17 protein-coding genes are annotated in these 18,589 nt (G+C 37.4%); 3 read left to right on the top strand and 14 right to left on the bottom strand.

Translation table 11 applies throughout. The features are described from left to right. Position 1: 1 nt before the first annotated feature. Positions 2-424 carry a Na(+)/H(+) antiporter subunit B gene (locus ACXYMZ_RS01350; protein ID WP_458946552.1) on the bottom strand — a complete coding sequence of 141 codons (423 nt, stop codon included), beginning with the start codon at positions 422-424 and terminating at the stop codon, positions 2-4. After that, a complete protein-coding gene (locus tag ACXYMZ_RS01345) occupies positions 414-2,822 on the bottom strand; it encodes a Na+/H+ antiporter subunit A (protein WP_458946551.1) in 2,409 nt (802 codons plus the stop codon). Before ACXYMZ_RS01345 ends, ACXYMZ_RS01350 begins: the two co-directional genes overlap by 11 nt. Before the next feature lie 530 nt (positions 2,823-3,352). Here ACXYMZ_RS01345 and ACXYMZ_RS01340 point away from each other — a divergent pair. After that, positions 3,353-4,045: a histidine kinase gene (locus tag ACXYMZ_RS01340; protein ID WP_458946550.1), complete on the top strand. Its 693-nt coding sequence runs from the start codon at positions 3,353-3,355 to the stop codon at positions 4,043-4,045. 45 nt (positions 4,046-4,090) lie between these two features. On the opposite strand, the gene ACXYMZ_RS01335 is transcribed toward ACXYMZ_RS01340, so the two are convergent. Together ACXYMZ_RS01335 and ACXYMZ_RS01330 are read right to left on the bottom strand one after the other, a co-directional pair. Beyond that, on the bottom strand, positions 4,091-5,035 hold the full coding sequence (locus ACXYMZ_RS01335) for a fumarylacetoacetate hydrolase family protein (protein WP_458946549.1): 945 nt from the start codon (positions 5,033-5,035) through the stop codon (positions 4,091-4,093). A 28-nt stretch (positions 5,036-5,063) separates the two neighbouring features. Continuing rightward, positions 5,064-5,747, bottom strand: a complete 684-nt coding sequence (locus tag ACXYMZ_RS01330) for a phosphoribosylaminoimidazolesuccinocarboxamide synthase (RefSeq protein WP_458946548.1) — start codon at positions 5,745-5,747, stop codon at positions 5,064-5,066. A gap of 239 nt (positions 5,748-5,986) precedes the next feature. Between ACXYMZ_RS01330 and ACXYMZ_RS01325 the strand changes: the two genes are divergently transcribed. Further along, entirely contained in the window at positions 5,987-6,604 is a 618-nt protein-coding gene (locus ACXYMZ_RS01325) for an NUDIX hydrolase (RefSeq protein ID WP_458946547.1), read from the top strand. 70 nt (positions 6,605-6,674) lie between these two features. Here the strand turns inward: ACXYMZ_RS01325 and ACXYMZ_RS01320 are convergent, their stop codons facing one another. Continuing rightward, positions 6,675-8,189, bottom strand: coding sequence for an acetyl-CoA hydrolase/transferase family protein (locus ACXYMZ_RS01320; protein WP_458946546.1), 1,515 nt, complete (start codon positions 8,187-8,189; stop codon positions 6,675-6,677). 139 nt (positions 8,190-8,328) lie between these two features. Next, positions 8,329-8,973 carry a LytTR family DNA-binding domain-containing protein gene (locus ACXYMZ_RS01315; RefSeq protein ID WP_458946545.1) on the bottom strand — a complete coding sequence of 215 codons (645 nt, stop codon included), beginning with the start codon at positions 8,971-8,973 and terminating at the stop codon, positions 8,329-8,331. Positions 8,974-9,204: 231 nt separating this feature from the next. Here ACXYMZ_RS01315 and ACXYMZ_RS01310 point away from each other — a divergent pair, with 231 nt between their 5' ends. Then, entirely contained in the window at positions 9,205-10,266 is a 1,062-nt protein-coding gene (locus ACXYMZ_RS01310) for an NAD(P)/FAD-dependent oxidoreductase (RefSeq protein ID WP_458946544.1), read from the top strand. 46 nt (positions 10,267-10,312) lie between these two features. Here ACXYMZ_RS01310 and ACXYMZ_RS01305 read toward each other — a convergent pair whose 3' ends face one another. The 8 genes from ACXYMZ_RS01305 to pstB (ACXYMZ_RS01270) form a co-directional block, all read right to left on the bottom strand. Next, on the bottom strand, positions 10,313-10,960 hold the full coding sequence (locus ACXYMZ_RS01305) for an SDR family oxidoreductase (protein ID WP_458946543.1): 648 nt from the start codon (positions 10,958-10,960) through the stop codon (positions 10,313-10,315). A 352-nt stretch (positions 10,961-11,312) separates the two neighbouring features. After that, the gene (locus ACXYMZ_RS01300) at positions 11,313-12,290 is read right to left on the bottom strand and encodes a ring-cleaving dioxygenase (RefSeq protein WP_458946542.1); all 978 of its coding nucleotides are present in this window, start codon (positions 12,288-12,290) and stop codon (positions 11,313-11,315) included. A gap of 207 nt (positions 12,291-12,497) precedes the next feature. Further along, a complete protein-coding gene (locus tag ACXYMZ_RS01295; RefSeq protein ID WP_458946541.1) occupies positions 12,498-12,815 on the bottom strand; it encodes a DUF378 domain-containing protein in 318 nt (105 codons plus the stop codon). A 54-nt stretch (positions 12,816-12,869) separates the two neighbouring features. Beyond that, complete coding sequence (locus tag ACXYMZ_RS01290) at positions 12,870-15,515, bottom strand: cation-translocating P-type ATPase (RefSeq protein ID WP_458946540.1); 2,646 nt, start codon at positions 15,513-15,515, stop codon at positions 12,870-12,872. Positions 15,516-15,580: 65 nt separating this feature from the next. Beyond that, positions 15,581-16,270: an LrgB family protein gene (locus ACXYMZ_RS01285; RefSeq protein WP_458946539.1), complete on the bottom strand. Its 690-nt coding sequence runs from the start codon at positions 16,268-16,270 to the stop codon at positions 15,581-15,583. Further along, positions 16,263-16,631, bottom strand: a complete 369-nt coding sequence (locus ACXYMZ_RS01280) for a CidA/LrgA family protein (protein ID WP_458946538.1) — start codon at positions 16,629-16,631, stop codon at positions 16,263-16,265. The genes ACXYMZ_RS01285 and ACXYMZ_RS01280 overlap by 8 nt, the downstream gene beginning before the upstream one ends. A 127-nt stretch (positions 16,632-16,758) precedes the next feature. Beyond that, a complete protein-coding gene (gene pstB, locus ACXYMZ_RS01275) occupies positions 16,759-17,571 on the bottom strand; it encodes a phosphate ABC transporter ATP-binding protein PstB (RefSeq protein ID WP_458946537.1) in 813 nt (270 codons plus the stop codon). Positions 17,572-17,799: 228 nt separating this feature from the next. Continuing rightward, a complete protein-coding gene (pstB, locus tag ACXYMZ_RS01270; RefSeq protein WP_458946536.1) occupies positions 17,800-18,573 on the bottom strand; it encodes a phosphate ABC transporter ATP-binding protein PstB in 774 nt (257 codons plus the stop codon). Between the last annotated feature and the right edge of the window lie 16 nt (positions 18,574-18,589).

Here is an 18,589-nt window from a genome sequence, read left to right as displayed (position 1 = left end):
GCTACACATCCTCACTAATACTTGTAATAATCGTAATAACAACACCAACAACAGCAAGTGCGACACCTGCTTCAAAAATCGTCACTGTTGACAGCTCAATCTCTCCAAAGAAAGGGACTGTAAAATAACCAAAAGCCTGACTTAAGAATGGAACATCAAAAAGAAATGCTCCGAATCCTGTTCCTACAGCTAGTAACGCTCCAAGAGCAGCTACTTTTTTAAAATCAAATGGTATTGCTTTTCGAATCGTATCCATATCATAAACAATAAATAGTAGTACAAAAGCAGAAGCAAGCACAAGCCCGCCGACAAAGCCGCCACCTGGGTTATTATGTCCAGCAAGGAAGAGGTAGACAGCTAATGTCAAAATAATAAAGACGACAACCTTCGCTACGGTGCGAAGAATAACATTATTAATTTTCAAGCTTCTCCCCTCGCTTCCCAGCTTTAAGCTTAATAATTGAATAAACACCTATTCCAGCGATAAAGAGTACAACAACTTCAAGCATTGTATCAAAGCCACGGAAGTCAGCTAAAATTGCGTTCACAATATTTTTACCACCAGCTAATTCATAAGAGTTTTCAAAGAAAGCAGAAATACTTTCAAAGAGCCTATTATTTTGTACTGCTAGCGCGACAAGCGTAAATGTTAGCCCGACCCCAATAGATACAATTAGTTTTGAACTTCTTACTCTTCTGGACCCTGATTCCTTTTCCCACTCTGGCAAGAAGTAATAAGCAACCAAGAAAAGTACGGTTGTTACCGTTTCAATAACTAGTTGTGTAAGTGCAAGGTCTGGCGCTTGGAAAATAACAAATAGTAAGGCTACACCGTAACCTAATACACTATTTAGCACAATTGCAGTTAAACGAGATTTTGCAAATAACACTGATATTGCAGCTACAATCATGGATAACACAATAATCCACTCAAATGTTGATATTGGAACATCACTTAAGGCGATATATTCATAACCACCAGATGCTATAAACATACTACCGACAACTGCGATAAAGAAAATAAAGATATACATCATGTAATCACGTAAATTACCAGTCATATATTTATTCGTAATCTTCATTGATACTTCATCTGATTTTTCAATCGTATAGGCATAAAGCGTGTTAAAGGACCAACGTGTCGGGAATAAAACATAAATCCAGCGCCACGTTTTTGGAAACTTGTATAGTAAGGTTCCGAAGATAATAATACCTATCGTCATAATAAGTGCAAGATTGAAACCATGCCATCTTAATATCTCCACGCCTAAATTAGCCGTTTGCGAAAGTTCTGGGAATACACTTGCCATCGCCGGAGTTATCATATAATCCCCAATTAGATTCGGGAAAATAAAAATTGCAACTACTAAACTAACTAGAACTAATGGTGAAATTAGCATCCCCATTGGCGCTTCGTTTGCAGGATGTTCTAGGCGATCCTGTTGATATTTCCCTAAGAAAGTTTGGAAAACAATAATCATACTATAAACAAATGTTAAGATACTTGCGATCCAAGCAACAATTGGAATTAGATTACCTATTGTATCTGCATGGAATAAACCAAGTTGTGTAATATCTACTGAAGCTTGCAAAAACATTTCCTTACTCAGAAAGCCATTAAATGGAGGTAATCCCGCCATGGAAAAGCTACCGATTAATGAAATAGTAAATGTAATTGGCATTAATGTTGCAAGTCCACCGAGCCTTCTTATGTCACGTGTACCTACCTCATGGTCAATAATTCCAACTGCCATGAATAGCGCACCCTTAAATGTGGAGTGATTGACTAAATGGAAGAGAGCAGCAAAAGTTGCCTGCGTGAAAAGCACGGACTCTGTTGAATGGCCTATGTATAATGCGGCCGATCCCATTCCAAACATACTCATAATCATTCCGAGTTGACTCACGGTAGAGAAAGCGAGTAATGCTTTAAGATCTGTTTGTCTAACCGCTTGGAAGGACCCCCAGAATAATGTAAATAAACCGACGCCTGTTACTACCCAGAACCAAACACCCTCTCCACCAAAAACAGGTGTAAAACGGGCAACTAAATATATCCCTGCCTTTACCATCGTTGCCGAGTGTAAATATGCACTAATTGGTGTTGGTGCTTCCATTGCATCAGGTAACCAAATATGGAAGGGGAATTGAGCAGATTTCGTAAACGCACCAAAGAGGATTAATAACATTGCTGGAATAAATAATCCGTGGTCCGTAACTCCAGATATACTTGCAATCACTTCACGAACACTCATTGTTCCTGTCATTGCGTAAAGCATAATGAAACCAACAAGCATACCGAATCCACCACTTATCGTAATAAGTAATGATTTTTGCGCACCTTCTCTTGAGCGCTTACGCTGATACCAGAAAGCAATCAATAAGAAGGAAGAAATACTTGTTAACTCCCAGAACACATAAAGAACCATCATATTATCGGATAAAACCACACCTAGCATTGCACCCATAAATAACATTAAATAGGTGTAGAAATGACCAAGTTGCTCATTATCAGATAGATAATAGATGGAATATAAAATTACCAAAGCACCGATACCTGTGATTAATAAGGCGAAAATTAAACTTAGTCCATCAAGGTATGTAGTGAAATTAAAGCCATAGGTTGGAATCCAGGACATCGTATATCCAAAGGTTTCACCATTTGCTATTTTCGGAATAAAATTTAATAAGTATATAAAAAGTGCAGCAGCAATAAGCATTGGAAAGATACCAATATGTAATTTGGACCCTTTTTTATAAAGTAAGGGGATAAAAATTGCAGCTATGAAAGGTATAAAAACCGCGATGTTAAGAGCTATCAAAATCTGACCTCCATTCAAAAATTAACCTGCATTTTCATAACCGTCGGAATTAGAAACAGGATTTCAATTGTTTTAATTATAGGATTTATTAGCTATTAAGATACCTTGACTTAAAAAGTTACGCGTATGATAATAAGAGGCAACAACATTTAACTAGTAGAGTAGAGTTTGTTACGGTCTATTATATATTTTATATATAATTAGAATTGCTAAAAGGTAGTATTGAATTGTGGATAGTGAATTTCACATTAATTAAGTATACATTAAACTGAGGCTACATGCACTCATGGAGTACCGTAGCTATCGTTATTTTTATTTTTCATCCAATCAGAATTATTTTTCATTAAAGAGTATACCCTTTAATATGAAAGGTTAAAATTGATTTTGTAGCACTTATAAATATATAATTATACTTTTTCCAATATAGGGGTTCACGAAAGGTTAAATTCATGTTAGAATAACTAGGTTTCAAGGGATACGCAATATTATATAGCATGATACAAATATGGTTAAGAGGTGAATTGGCCATCATGAATAATTCAAAAAGTCAGATGGATGAAAGAATTTTAGTCTGTGTATACTATGGTCCAAACGGAGAACGATTGATTCGCAGGGGACATAAGCTGTCACAAATTATGAACTGTCCAGTATATGTCTTAACTGTAGATCCACTACCTTACGATGAATTTGATGCAGAAAAATCAGGTTATATTGATCGTTGGAGAGATTTATGTGGAGAACTTGGCGTCGATGAATTCATTATTCGCGATGACGAAAGACGTCCTTCAGTAAAAGCAATTGCAGAAGTAGCACACACACATAATGTCACCCAAATCATTGTTGGTCAAAGCCCACAAAATCGCTGGGAAGAAATTACAAAAGGCTCTTTCGTAAATTCTCTTTTAAAGGAAATGACTTTTGTAGATATTCATATCGTCTCAGTTGATCGCTCTCTAAGAAGTAATGTAGACACGACATTTGAAAAAGGTGTACGTGCATTTCTAAAAGCAGATGGAGACAACTTACGTATTAGCTTTACTCGAGCAAAAAATAATCTCTATGAAGGAATCTTCTATAAAGAGATTGGTACTGATTTTAACAACGGGATTTTTAGATTCGTAACAATTGAAGGTAAAACAGAAGAAATTCATATAACCGATGATTTAGTTGTCGGAATTGTAGACGAAAAACCAAATATAAGACTCGAAAAAGTAGAGAAGTAGATCATAAGTATTTTTTCTATAAAAACTAAAATAACACAGAGGCAATTAAGCCTTTGTGTTATTTTCTTTTACTATATTTTCTAACGTTCCGATGTTCTCTATTTCAATTCTAACAACATCATCTTTTTCTAAATACTGTGGCGGATTCATTGCTGTTCCAACCCCATCAGGTGTCCCAGTCATAATAATATCTCCAGGCTCTAAACGAATAATACTCGAGATGAACTCTATTAAATACGGTATATCAAATATAAATTTACTCGTATTCGATGATTGTCTCATTTCACCATTCACATAAGATTTAATTTCTAAATTACCTGGATCATTTATCAGCGTTGCAGGCACAACCCAAGGGCCAATTGGAGTAGTGTTATCAATTGTTTTCCCTTGCAGCCATTGCGGTGTACGTTTTTGTAAATCTCTTGCAGTCGTATCGTTTCCGATTGTATAACCTGCAATATAATCATAAGCATCTTCTTGAGACACTTGTGATGCTTCTTTTCCTATGATAAGCGTCAGCTCTGCTTCATAATCCAATTTCTCTGTCATATTCGGCTTAATGATCGCATCTTCCGGTCCAATCAATGCATTAGAAAATTTACCAAATAGAACTGGGATTTCTGGAATATCCCCTTTCATTTCGATTGCATGCTCGCGGTAATTTCTCCCTACACAAATTATTTTTCCTGGGTTTGGGATTGGCGTACCAGTTAAAACTTCTTCACGTGGATACACATTCACCTTATTCATCTGAACTAGTGTGAACTCGTATGCATCTTGTGCAATTTCTAAGTTTTCTTTTCCAGCCTTAAAAAACGCTGTTGGGTCAGCTGGAAAAATAGATTCAATAGATGTTAAGTTATCCTTTTTCCCTTTTGAGATAAGAGATTTTAAATAAGCATCTTGTAGATCAATTACTGTATCTTCATGTAAGCATCCAATTCGCCACCCATTATTACTGTTATGTAATTTGTAACTAATGATTTTCATTTCCTTCTCCCCATTCCATGCTTTCTCTTTAATTTGCTAGTAAGATTTTTTCAAGCTCTAAAGGTGCTACATATTCCCCTGCCCGGTAGACACGCATATTGCCACCTGAAATTTCATCTATTAACATGATTTCCCCATTATCGTCACGGCCAAATTCTAGTTTTATATCATAGAGATCCAACTCTTTTTTCGCTAATTCCTCTTTAACAATTGTGGAAATATCAATTGTTAGTTGCTTTAATGTCTCGTATTCGGAAGTGGTTAAAATATCCAACATGGCAAGTGCATCTTTACTGATTGGAGGATCATTTCTTTCATCGTCTTTTAACGTTACTTCCACAAATGCATCTAAGTTTTGTCCTTCTACGGCATATTTACCGTAACGCCTTAGGAAGCTGCCAACTGCCTTAAATCGACAAATAACTTCAAGCCCTTCTCCAAATACAGTTGCAGGTAGAACGGTCATTGTCGTTTCAGCCAAATTGCTTGAAATAAAATGAGTTGGAATATTTTTCTCGCGTAATTTTTCGAAAAAGAATGTTGTTACATGAAGCGCTGCATTACCTGCGCCTTCCATCGTCAAGCCTACTGTGTTTGCGCCTGGATCAAAGACACCATCTTCACCTGTTACATCGTCTTTGAATTTCAATAATACATTTCCGTCTTCTAGTTTATAAACGTCTTTTGTTTTTCCTTCATATAGCTTCTTCATCCTATCCCTCTATTCATCACGTAATGGGCAAATAATTTCACTATCTCCCTATCATTTTAGCATATCTGGTGTCTGCCACCAATAACTTATAAATATGTATGGGGAAGTATACGAACAATGTGTGTGACATTGAATAAAAACGCTTGCAATTACTTTAGGTAAGCACAAGAAAAGATATTTTTCTTGAATACTGTATAATAGAGGTTAGTAATTGCTGGTTAGGTATGGAGGTGAATATCATGGATGCTTCAAAAGTATTTTCAAAGTTACAAGACCGTAAGCCCTCGATTATGGGACAACATTTATTTAGACAATCCGCAGTACTTCTTCCACTAATTGATATCCAAGGAGACACGCATGTATTATTTGAAGTCCGATCAATGCAAATGCGCAGTCAACCTGGTGATATTTGCTTTCCAGGAGGAAGAATCGATCAAGAGGATAAAAACCCAAGAGAAACGGCAATCCGCGAAACGACAGAAGAACTAGGTATTGAATCTAGTAATATAGAATCAATTGTTCCACTTGATTATCTAGTAAATGATGGTGGAAGAATTATTTATCCCTTTGTTGGTAAAATCTTAAATCATGAACAGATTATCCCTAATGAATCTGAGGTTAGCGAAGTCTTTACCGTGCCGCTTAATCATTTCCTCGAAACGGAACCTGAAGTCTACAAAGTTCATATTAATATTGAACCAGAAAAAAACTTCCCGTTTGAACTTATTGTCGGTGGTAAAGATTATAAATGGGGCACAGGTCATATAGATGAACTATTTTATAAATACAACGGTAAAGTAATATGGGGATTAACAGCAAAGATCCTTACTCATTTTATCCATTTAATTAAGAGATAACGTAAAAGACCTACCAGTCATCTACCCACGACTGATAGGTCTTTTTCTATCTTAAAACCCCATTGTTTATTTACTTTTGATTTACTAACTCTCTCATTGTTCCGTTATTTACAAAGTTTGTATGCCATGAGAATGCCTTTTCTAGCACATGCGGTGTTTGTCCTCCACGCTCAAGTGCTTCTTGGTAATACTCCCAAAGTTGTTCACGGTACATTGGATGTGCACAATTTTCGATAATTAGAGGTACACGCTCACGTGGCGCAAGTCCTCGTAAATCCGCATATCCTTGTTCAGTAACAACAACATCCACATCATGCTCGGTGTGATCAATATGTGATGCGAACGGTACGATACTCGAAATATCGCCACCCTTTGCGATTGATTTCGTTACAAAGATTCCTAGTTTTGCATTTCGAGCAAAATCTCCAGAACCACCAATTCCATTCATCATCTTCGTTCCTGTAACATGTGTCGAGTTGACGTTTCCATAAATATCGAATTCTAAAGCAGTGTTAATAGAGATTAGTCCAAGTCGACGAATTAATTCTGGTTGATTCGAAATTTCTTGTGGACGGATCACTAGTTTATCACGGTATTTTTCAAAGTTACCAAATACTTGCTTCATCTTTTCTTCCGATAAGGTCATTGAACATGCGGAAGCAAAGTCTACTTTACCAGCATCCATTAAATCGAATACTGCATCTTGTAATACCTCTGAATAAACAACAAGGTTTTCAAACTCAGAATCAATCATGCCATGTAATACAGCGTTTGCAACAGATCCAATCCCTGATTGTAGTGGCATTAATTTCTCCGTTAGACGACCTGCTTTGATTTCTTCTCTTAGGAATGTAAGTAAGTGTCCTGCAATTTGTTCTGTTTCTTCATCTGGTGCAACAATCGTTGATGGTGAATCTTCTTGGTTTGTAAACACAATTCCTTTTACTTTGCTTACATCTAAAGGAATACCAATCTCACCAAGACGATCATCCACTTTTGTTAAAGGAATTGGCTGACGTTCGCCTTGTGCCTCAGGGCTAAATAAATCATGAATTCCTTCAAGCTCTTCAGGTTGCGCCATATTTAATTCAATAATAATATTTTCTGCTGTTTCAGCAAATGATAATGAGTTTCCAACAGATGTACTTGGAATTAATAAGCCATCTTCTGTTATTGAAATCCCTTCCAAAATAGCATAATCGATTCTGTCCATTACACCTGCACGTAACATTTCTGCTGTATGTGAAAGATGTTGGTCAACAAATAAATGATCGCCATTATTAATTGCTTTTCTCATCGTTGGTTCTGCTTGGAAAGGAAGGCGTTTATTCACGATACCTACCTCAGCAAACATTTTATCAATGTCTGAGCCTAGAGAGGCACCAGTGTATACGTTTACTTTAAATTGCTCACCATTTCTTGCACGTTCGACTAAAGCTGTTGGTACTGCTTTCGCATCGCCTGCCCGCGTAAAACCACTTAAGCCTAGTGTCATTCCATCTTCAATCCATGATGCAGCTTCTTCTGCTGTAATAACTTTATCCTGTAGTTCTTGTAAATGTATGCGCTTTAATTTTTCTCCCATGGAATAACTCCCCTTCATAAAATTCTATTACTACTAATTTTACATTAGAAATTAGGGGAGCTTGCTAAAGCGCGATAGATTTGCGGTTATTTTGCTTGAACGATAAAAAATAAAGAACAGAACAAAGAATTTTGTTTATTTAGAATCCGAGTAATTTACGGAAATAACTTGAATAGGATTGACTCACAGGTATCTGTGTTCCATCATTCATAGAAAGCAGTAACGTCGAATGTGTGTCAGGAAATATCTCATCGATATGGTGGACATTTACAATGAACGAACGATGACAACGCACGAAAATTTCCTTTGGTAAGATGTATTCGAATTCTTGAAGCGTATTTTTATGTGTGCCATTATAAAACTTAGAAATAATATGTGTTTTACGATCTTTTGCCTCGAAATACTTCACATCGTCAAATGGAATTGGCTTCCAACCATCTTCTGATTTTACCGTAACAACTGATTTCCCGTCCGTAAATGCTGGATAAATCGCTAATACACAGCCAGCAATCTCCTCGTCTTCAAAGTACGGGACAGCCATGCCATGGTAAGGCACACCAAAAACATCACGATTAATAAATTCAGATGTCTTCTGTTTGGTTGCAATTGCCATATGTGCAATTGTTCCTTCTTTGATTAAGTCTCCTGCATTAATTTTTAAATCAATCCGCTTGCTACGGCGATAATATATGTATTCTTTGGTATCTGTTACAGCGATGGATACCTCATCTGAAAAAAGTTCCCCCATTACATCTAGTAATGAGTCTAGATTTAGTGTTTGCATTCTCTCACTCCAAATATATGACTTTCGATCGTTTATTTTCACTAGTAATTACTAGGTTTACACGTTTATGAGTTTAATATAAGTATAGCATATTTCCACTTTTTCTTGAGTTTTGACTTTTACTAGAATACTTCTTGCTTTTCTTCGCTCATCCCGTGACAGTTGTGTGTAATTTTGGTAATCTAGAAGTTGGGCATAGAGTTTTTGATTGAACATGTAGGGGGTAATTTAATGAAAAGGCTAGTAATTTTAGGTGGAGGTTATGGTGGAATTAAGGTTCTCGCCGGTTTGCTAGATAATAACCTTTCCGATGATATTGAAATTACGCTGATCGATAGAAACCCATTTCGTTCTTTGAAGACTGAATTCTATACGATTGCTGCTGGAACGGTTGCTGATACTGAGGTACGTGTCGACTTTCCACAGGACAAGCGTGTAAATTATGTATTTAAAGAAGTAACTAAAATTGATTCTGAAAATAATCAAATTATCTTTGAAGATCCTGAAGACAAGCTTCCGTTCGACTATCTCGTTATTGGGCTTGGTTGCGAAGATAATTTTCACGGGATTGATGGGGCAGAAGAATTTACTGAAAGTGTACAAACTTTCTCGAAAGCAAGGCATACAGGGGTTGCAGTTGGTAACCTAAATGCGTATGGAAGGGTAACTGTAGTCGGTGCGGGCTTAAGCGGAATTGAAGTTGCATCAGAAATTCGGGAAAGCCGTCCTGATTTGAACATTCGCTTACTTGATCGTGGACCAACAGTTTTGAAAGCATTCGATCCAAAGATTCAAGACTATGTTAAACAGTGGTTCATTGCGAATGATGTTGATGTTATTCATCATTCTAGTGTAGAATACGTGGAAAAAGATGGCGTTTGTAATAATGGTGTCTGCTATTTAAATGACGTAACAGTCTGGACAGCAGGTGTACAACCAAGTCATTTAGTACGTGCACTTCCTTTTGAAAAAGATCGGCAGGATAAGGTAGTTGTAAATGATTTTTATCAAGTACCTGAGCAAAAGAATATTTATGTGCTTGGTGATTGTGCGTCTTCTGAACATTCTCCTAGTGCACAGCTAGCGGGGATGCAGGGTGAGCAACTAGCACCTATTTTATATTCTGTTTTAAATGATAAAGAGCCAAAACAACCTCGTCCATTTAAATTAAGAGGAACATTAGGTTCTTTAGGTAAGTCAGATGGATTTGGTAATATGATGACAAAACCAATGACTGGTCTTCTACCTCGTATCGCGAAGTCTGGGGTACTTTGGTTAAATAAGAGACATTAAAAAAGGTAAAACGCTTGAGCATATTGATGCAACAAGCGTTTTTTGTTTATAGCTTATTCAATGCAGTCTTAATATCGTGCTCGCCTGCGATTATATCAAAGCCTTTTCGGTGGGTCTTCTCGTTAGAAAGACTTTCTACTACTGTCTTTGCTACATCTTCTCTTGAGATAGAACCATATTCCTGCAGTTCCCCCGCTTCTACCTTACCAGTACCTGCATCGTTTACTAATCCACCTGGTCGAATAATTGTATAGTTTAATTTACTGTTCATTAAGATATTATCTGCATAATGTTTCGCTGCCATATAATACTTGATTGGACTATCCGCCCAGACCTCGCGATTATTTGCTTGAAAAGCACTGATCATAATAAAGCGATCAACATTTGCTGCTTCAGCTGCTTCCACAGTTTTAGCTGCACCATCTAAGTCGATGAGGATGGTCTTGTCTGCTCCAGTATGCCCTCCAGAACCAGCTGTAAAGATAACTGCATCCATGCCTTCCATAGACTTCGTCAAATCTGCTACAGAACCTTCTAAGTCTGCAAGCACCGTTTCTGTACCTTCTTCATTAAATGCAGCAGCCTGTTCTTCTTTACGCACCATTGCGGTAACGTTGATGGAGCTATCTTCTTTTGCGAACTTAACTATATGTCTTCCAATTTGTCCATTAGCACCGACAAGTAATACTTTCATTTACAAAACCCCTTTCTCTTCTTATTGTTTCCTCTATTTTTTCAGACAAAACATGGGAATGCAAATATTTGAGTTGGAGGGAGGTGCGTGGATTGGAGGGTGAAGTGCGCGGATTGAGGGAAGGAGTGCGTGGATTGGAGGGTGATGTGCGCGGATTGAGGAGAGGAGTGCGTGGATTGGGGATTGAAGTGCGCGGATTGAGGAGAGGAGTGCGTGGATTGGGGATGGGGGTGGAGCGAATTCAGGAGTTGATGATCGAATTGATGCGGAGATGGAGCGAATTCAACATTTGATGAGCGATTTAATAAAAAAACTCCCTGATCATTAACCGAGCAGGGAGTTTTCATTTAGATTATTCTTTTTTAAAGTCAATGGTGCTTCTTACTGTGTCGATTGGGCGTACCATTTTTTCGATTTGATCACGCTTTGGCTCTAGGAATGGTGGTAATGACAACTTCTCACCTAGTGTTTCATAAGGTTCGTCACCCATGAATCCAGGACCGTCTGTTGCAAATTCAAATAAAATTTGAGGTGCAACACGTGAATATAGTGACCCGAAGAAGAAGCGATCAACGAATCCTGAAGTTTGGAAACCGAAGCTATGCAGACGCTCCATCCATTCATCTAAGTGTGCGCGGTCAGCAACTCTAAACGCAGCATGGTGGACTGTTCCAAAGCCTTGTTGATGTGGAGGTAGCATAATATTTTTCTCTACGATAACCTGTGCTCCGTTTCCGCCTTCACCAACTTCAAATAAATGTGCTCCATTCTCTTTAGCGATTTCTTTAAAGAGAAGAACTTTTTCCATCATTTCTTTGAAGTAATCGAATTCAGCGATACGGACAAAAAGTGGCCCTAAACCTGTAATTGCAAAATCAAGTGGAACCGGTCCTTTTTGCCAAGGTGTTCCAGACTCTACGCCTGTATTATTTTCATCTGAAATAAGTTGGTAGTTTTGGTCATCAAAATCCACAAATGAAATGGTCTTTTTACCAAATTGTTCTTTAATGCCAGTATGTTTTACTTCCAAACGGTCAAAGCGTTCTACCCAATAATCTAATGCTGCATCTGTTGGGACACGGAAAGATGTTTTATATATTTCGTTTGTTCCATGAACCCCTTTTGGAATACCAGGGAAATCGAAAAATGTCATGTCCGTTCCTGCGTTCCCTTTATCATCAGCGAAGAATAAGTGATATGTCTGAATATCATCTTGGTTAACTGTCTTTTTCACAAGTCGCATTCCTAATACATACGTAAAAAACTCATAATTTTTCTCTGCACTACTTGTAATTGCCGTCACGTGGTGAATACCTTTAAAAAGATTCATTGAAGTTCCTCCATTTATTTAAAAACTTTATTTTAATTAAAGTATCTTTAATTCAGTATATTAATAATAACATGGATGAATAAATGATGTCAACAGCTTAAACTTATTTAATAAATGTAACCCCAGTTATCTAAAACTGGGGTTCAATGAAAAGTATAAAGGAAAATTCATTTGTTTAAACTTCACTGTTTGTAACCAGTCGATAAATTAATCTCTTGGTGGTTGATTGTTTTTGTCTACTTCAGATTCTGGATCGAATTCGTTTGCAAATTCTGTTCCAAAGCCTGGTTGTGTTGTCCGCATTCCTCGCCTATCAGCTGCTCCATCTGCTGTTTCAGGGTCGAAATAAAAACTCAGACAAATCAATCCACTAATCCCTACGAGTGTGTAAATAATTCTTGATAAACCTGCTTCTTGTCCTCCAAATAAACTTGCCACAAGGTCAAACTGGAATAATCCAATCAGCCCCCAATTGACAGCTCCGATAATAACTAGAGCTAAAGCAATTCTTCTTAATGTGTGCATAGACTGTTCACCTCCTAATGGTAGACAGCCTTAGTTTTTCTTTTAGAGGAGATTTTATGCATTTCGTTTCCATTTCGTTTGGATAACTTTTGTAATTTCCATTATTAGCAACGATCCGAACGCCAAAATTGTTGCAATTAGCCATTCAGTAAATCCAAAGCTAGCAGGTATATTGAATACGTCTCGAGCAAATGGGAGAGTTGTAATGCCGTAGAGAGCAAACCCTAACACTACTGCACCGATAACATATTTATTGCTAAAGAATCCAGCTTTAAAGGAGGTTTGAACATTGGATCTGGCTGCAAACGTTTGAAGGGTTCTAGATAAAATTAAAGTCGTAAATGCCATTGCAACTCCCATTTCATTAGAATGAGATAATCCAATATAAAAGGAAATGATAACAGCAATACTTATTATAATCCCTCTTGTTATAACAGCTCTTAACGTGCCTCCAGCAAAAATCCCTTCATTTATATCTCTAGGTTTACGTTTCATTGTATCTGGTTCAGATTTTTCCATGCCAAGAGCAATTGCTGGTAAAGAATCATTCACAAGGTTTATAAATAACAATTGCAGAGCAGTAAATGGGTTAGGCAAATTAAAGATAACCGCATATAAAATCGCAATAATTGCTCCTAAGTTTCCTGCAAATAAGTAACCAATTGCCTTTTTAATATTGTCATAAACTGTTCGACCAACACTTACAGCTTGCACAATAGACACAAAATTATCATCGGTTAAAATCATTGCAGCAGAGTCTTTCGCCACATCTGTTCCACTACCCATCGCTACACCAATATCTGCCTGTTTTAATGCAGGTGCGTCATTCACACCATCACCCGTCATCGCTGAAATCTTGCCTTTTTTCTGCCATGCACGTACGATGCGGATCTTATTTTCTGGTGATACACGGGCATATACGGAAATGCGTTCTAGTTTTTCATATAGTGCTTCATCAGATAAAGCATCAAGTTCTTGCCCAGTTAGTGCTAAATCACCTTCACTGGAAATACCAATTTCTTTGGCAATTGCAACCGCTGTTGTTTTATGGTCGCCAGTAATCATGACTGTTTTAATCCCTGCTTTTTTCGCTTCTGCAATGGAATCATAAACCTCTTCACGTGGTGGATCCATCATTGCTGTTAATCCAACAAGTACAAAATCTTGTTCATCTTCAGGTGAAAGTGTAATTTTACCTTTGGGCAATACTTTATAGCCGTATGCTAACACTCTTAAAGCTTTGTTCGCGTATGCTTCATTTGCTTTAGAGAATGTATCTAAATGTTCATCGGATAAAGGTAAAACTTCACCATTTTTAAGTACATGACTCGCCCGACTTAACATCACGTCAGGGCCACCCTTTATTAGCATGAGATGCTCATTATTAATCTCATGAATCGTAGACATTAATTTTCGATCCGAATCAAAAGGAAGCTCACCAATTCGTTTATAATTTGTACGTAGTTTTTTATAGTCTTGATTGTTTTTATTTACAAAATGAATCAAGGCGATCTCTGTTGGGTCACCAATTTCTGCGCCATCTTCATTGATATAAGAGTCATTTGTTAAACCAGCTGTGTAAAGAAGAATTTTTTCCGACTTCTGCCATTGGTCAGGGTCATTTTGGAAATCCGTCTTATGATCAAGTACAAAATAATCGGTTACAGTCATTTTATTTTGTGTTAATGTACCTGTTTTATCTGTACAAATGACACTCGTGCTTCCCAGTGTTTCAACTGCTGGAAGCTTCCTAATAATCGCATGTTGCTTCGCCATTTTGTTCGTACCTACAGAAAGGACTATGGTTACAATGGAAGATAAAGCCTCAGGAATCGCCGCAACGGCAATCGCAACAGAGAACATTAACGCATTCAAAATTGCTGTACTTGTGTCAACATCGTTATCTCCAAACCAAATTCGCATAGCTTGCACGGCAAAAATTAAAATACATAATAAAAGAATACCAATACCTAACTTCTTCGAAAAGTCTTCTAATTTTTGTTGGAGAGGTGTTTGTTTTTCTTCGGCTGTTGAAATCAAATCAGCAATTTTCCCGATTTCTGTATCCTGTGCTGTCCCAGTAACGACAAAATTCCCTCGTCCATTTACAACTAAGGAACTACTAAAAACCATATTGATTCGGTCACCGAGTGGTGCGTCTCCTTCGATTGCTTCCGTGTTTTTTAAAACAGCTTCAGATTCGCCTGTTAGCATCCCTTCATTTACCTTGAGCGTTTCACTCGTTATAATTCTTCCGTCGGCTGGAATGAAGTCTCCTGCTTCAATACTTACAACATCCCCTGGAACGAGTTCACGTGCCGGTATGACCGTGCTTTGCCCATCACGCCACACTTTCGCCTCAGGTGCAGACATATCACGTAAGGCTTCTAAAGAACTCTCTGCCTTTTTTGTTTGAACAACACTAATTACCGAATTTAATAAAAGCACAAGAAAAATAATAAGCGATTCAACAATTTCTCCTAGCAGAACTTGTATCCCTGCTGCTGCTAAAAGAACGATAACCATAGGATCTTTGAAAGTCTCTATAAAAAGTCTCCAGGTAGATACTTTTTCCTTATCCTCAATTTCATTATATCCATAGGTCTCTATCCGCTTTTTAACTTCAGCTGAAGCAATTCCCTCTTCCGTAGAATTCACAGATTGCAGTACTTCCTGTATCGATTTTTTATAATGACTCATCGCAAAAATTCCCTTCTCATGAACAAATATTCAATTTTAGCATTACCTATTTGTTTCCTTTCATTCTAAAGGATAAACATTATCATGTAAGGAGTAATAATCGAGACAATAACTGCACTGAGGACCATCGCAATTGTGCTTAAAGATGCTTCTAATTCACTTCTACCCAGAGCTGAAGCTGTTCCGATTGCATGTGATGCACTACCAATTCCTATTCCTCTACCAATTGTGGAATTTAACCGAAATAATTTAAAAATAATTGGGCTGATTAACACACCACTAACACCAGCAATCACAACAAATATTGCAGACAGAGCCATCGGACCGCCAATTGTTTCCGCGATTGAGATAGCCACAGGTGTTGTTACTGATTTAGGTGCTATCGCTAGCAGGTATGCTTCTTCAAATCCAAGTAACTTTGCTAAGCCAACTCCACTTAATACGCCAACGACCGCACCTGCTCCAACCCCAACAAGAATTGGTGCCGCCAGCTTTTTCAATATGTGAAAATGATTATATAATGGGATGCCTAATGCTACGACAGCTGGTCCCATAAGAACCTCTATCCATTTTCCACCTATCATATAGGTGTCATAAGGAATATTAAAGATAAGTAAGATAATAATAATAAATGCAGAAGTTAATAATATTGGCTGTGTCAATGGTGAATTAATTTTTCTATGAATTTTTACGAAGACTAAATAAAGTCCGATTGTACCCAAAATGGCTAAAATCAAGATGATACTCTCACTCATGTTGTACGTCCTTTCCTTTTGCAAGCTTTTGACTAACAAAGCCAGATACACCCATCACGATACCTGTGCTAATTATGGCGATCAACAATAAATAAAGTCCGCTTCCACTAAATAATTCTAGATATTCAATGAAACCAATCGTAACTGGAATAAAAAATAACGTTAAGTTCCTCAAAATAAACTGTGTTCCTTCTTTGATCCAATCCAGTTTTATAATGCCGAATTTTAATAAAGCAAATAAAAGAAGCATGCCGATAACACTTCCTGGAATGGAAAGTGATAGACTTGCTTGGATCCAATTTCCTATGTAAAGTAAGCCAAATAAAAAGGCTATATGTAAAATGCCTTTGAATAACTTCATGCTGTGCCGTCTCCTTGAATAATTCATTATAGTTAGCTTAGTATAGCAGAATTTGACAAGATTCAGAAGAATAAATACCCACAACAAAATAAGACTAGCACCATGGCTAGTCTTATTGTTTAATCCATTATCCAAAACGTCCTGTAATATAATCGTCCGTTCTACTGTCTTCTGGATTTGTAAATACCTTGCCTGTTTCATCAAATTCTACAACTTCTCCGTTTAAGAAGAACGCGGTTTTATCCGAAATTCTCGCTGCTTGCTGCATATTGTGCGAAACAATGACGATCGAGTATTTTTCTTTTAAATCATGGATAAGTTCTTCAATTCTTAAGGTTGATTTAGGATCCAATGCTGAAGTAGGCTCATCCATCAAAATGACATTTGGTTCAATCGCAAGTGAGCGAGCAATACAAAGTCTTTGTTGCTGTCCACCTGATAAACTTTGTGCCTGATCATGCAAGCGATCCTTTACTTCATCCCAAATCGATGCACCACGTAGGCTTTGTTCAACAATTTGATTTAATGTGTTTTTATTTCGAACTCCTTGTACTCGTAAGCCATATGCAATGTTTTCAAAAATCGATTTAGGAAATGGATTTGGTTTTTGAAATACCATACCGACTCTTGCCCTTAATTCTTCAACCGGAAAGTCTTCATCTAGAATGTTTCTACCTTTGTATTTTATATGACCGGTTGTACGTACACCTGGGACCATATCAACCATTCTATTTAACGTCTTTATATATGTTGATTTTCCACAGCCTGAAGGGCCGATAATAGCGGTAACTTCATTTTCTTGTATGGTGAGATCGATGCCTTTTAAAGCATGTGTGTCTGTATACCATAGATGAAGATCTTCTGTCTCAAATACTGGCGACTTTTTTACCACCGTTTGTGCTTGTTTTACATATGATTTCTCATCTAAATCCAGACTCATTTTACACTCTCCTTTGAGGAAATTACCAGTAAATTATTAACCGTTATTATTAAGAGGAAAAACCCGCTTCGGAAATATACTTCGCTTTCCGCGGGCGGCTGGTGAGCCTCCTCATTCGCAAGCGAATTGCGGGGTCTCACCGTTGCCTTCCATCCCGCAGGAGTCTTCGTATATTTCCGAAGCTCATTTTGCTCTGCATATCTTAAACGATAATCTCCACAATTAACCTTAGCCAAACTTACCACTTATATAGTCTTCTGTATCTTTCTTCTGTGGATTTGTAAATATATTATCTGTTTTACCTGTTTCGACGATATAGCCATTTAGGAAAAATGCTGTTTTATCGGAAACTCTAGCTGCTTGTTCCATATTATGAGTGACAATGACAACCGTATAGTCTTTTTTCAATTCATGAATGAGCTCTTCTACTTTAAATGTAGCGAGTGGATCAAGTGCTGATGTCGGCTCATCCATAAGAATGATATCTGGTTTTACTGCCATCACACGTGCAATACATAGACGCTGTTGTTGTCCACCAGAAAGGCCAAGTGCGTTCTCGTGCAAGCGGTCTTTCACTTCATCCCATAGAGCTGCTTGTTTCAAGCTTTCCTCAACAATTGGCATAAGTTCTTTTTTACTTTTGATCCCATTTGCTTTTGGACCATACGCGACATTATCAAAAATGCTTATTGGAAATGGGTTTGGTTTTTGAAAAACTGTACCTACAGATTTTCTTAGACGAACAACATCCACATTTGGATCATAAATCTCTTGATCAGCTATTTTAACGCTACCCTCCACTTTGGTTTTAGGGATTAAATCATTCATTCTATTTAATACTCGTAAGAATGTTGTTTTTCCACAACCAGATGGACCAATAAATGCAAATACTTCTTTCTCATTTATTTCTAGTGAAATATCATGCAGTGCCTGTGTTCTTCCGTAAAAAAAGTTTAAACCGTCGACTGCAATTTTCACTTTATTTTCAACTTGAGTGACCATCTTATTCTACCTCCTA

It is taken from the genome of Oceanobacillus sp. CAU 1775 (genome assembly GCF_054482815.1).
This window is presented reverse-complemented; position numbering and strand designations above follow the sequence as displayed.

What these genes read in the sequence shown, in the direction of transcription:
- ACXYMZ_RS01340 (WP_458946550.1), top strand. Translation starts at nt 3,353, where the DNA reads ATGAATAATTCAAAAAGTCAGATGGATGAAAGAATTTTAGTCTGTGTA.
- ACXYMZ_RS01335 (WP_458946549.1), bottom strand. Translation starts at nt 5,035, where the DNA reads ATGAAAATCATTAGTTACAAATTACATAACAGTAATAATGGGTGGCGA.
- ACXYMZ_RS01330 (WP_458946548.1), bottom strand. Translation starts at nt 5,747, where the DNA reads ATGAAGAAGCTATATGAAGGAAAAACAAAAGACGTTTATAAACTAGAA.
- ACXYMZ_RS01325 (WP_458946547.1), top strand. Translation starts at nt 5,987, where the DNA reads ATGGATGCTTCAAAAGTATTTTCAAAGTTACAAGACCGTAAGCCCTCG.
- ACXYMZ_RS01320 (WP_458946546.1), bottom strand. Translation starts at nt 8,189, where the DNA reads ATGGGAGAAAAATTAAAGCGCATACATTTACAAGAACTACAGGATAAA.
- ACXYMZ_RS01315 (WP_458946545.1), bottom strand. Translation starts at nt 8,973, where the DNA reads ATGCAAACACTAAATCTAGACTCATTACTAGATGTAATGGGGGAACTT.
- ACXYMZ_RS01310 (WP_458946544.1), top strand. Translation starts at nt 9,205, where the DNA reads ATGAAAAGGCTAGTAATTTTAGGTGGAGGTTATGGTGGAATTAAGGTT.
- ACXYMZ_RS01305 (WP_458946543.1), bottom strand. Translation starts at nt 10,960, where the DNA reads ATGAAAGTATTACTTGTCGGTGCTAATGGACAAATTGGAAGACATATA.
- ACXYMZ_RS01300 (WP_458946542.1), bottom strand. Translation starts at nt 12,290, where the DNA reads ATGAATCTTTTTAAAGGTATTCACCACGTGACGGCAATTACAAGTAGT.
- ACXYMZ_RS01295 (WP_458946541.1), bottom strand. Translation starts at nt 12,815, where the DNA reads ATGCACACATTAAGAAGAATTGCTTTAGCTCTAGTTATTATCGGAGCT.
- ACXYMZ_RS01290 (WP_458946540.1), bottom strand. Translation starts at nt 15,515, where the DNA reads ATGAGTCATTATAAAAAATCGATACAGGAAGTACTGCAATCTGTGAAT.
- ACXYMZ_RS01285 (WP_458946539.1), bottom strand. Translation starts at nt 16,270, where the DNA reads ATGAGTGAGAGTATCATCTTGATTTTAGCCATTTTGGGTACAATCGGA.
- ACXYMZ_RS01280 (WP_458946538.1), bottom strand. Translation starts at nt 16,631, where the DNA reads ATGAAGTTATTCAAAGGCATTTTACATATAGCCTTTTTATTTGGCTTA.
- pstB (WP_458946537.1), bottom strand. Translation starts at nt 17,571, where the DNA reads ATGAGTCTGGATTTAGATGAGAAATCATATGTAAAACAAGCACAAACG.
- pstB (WP_458946536.1), bottom strand. Translation starts at nt 18,573, where the DNA reads ATGGTCACTCAAGTTGAAAATAAAGTGAAAATTGCAGTCGACGGTTTA.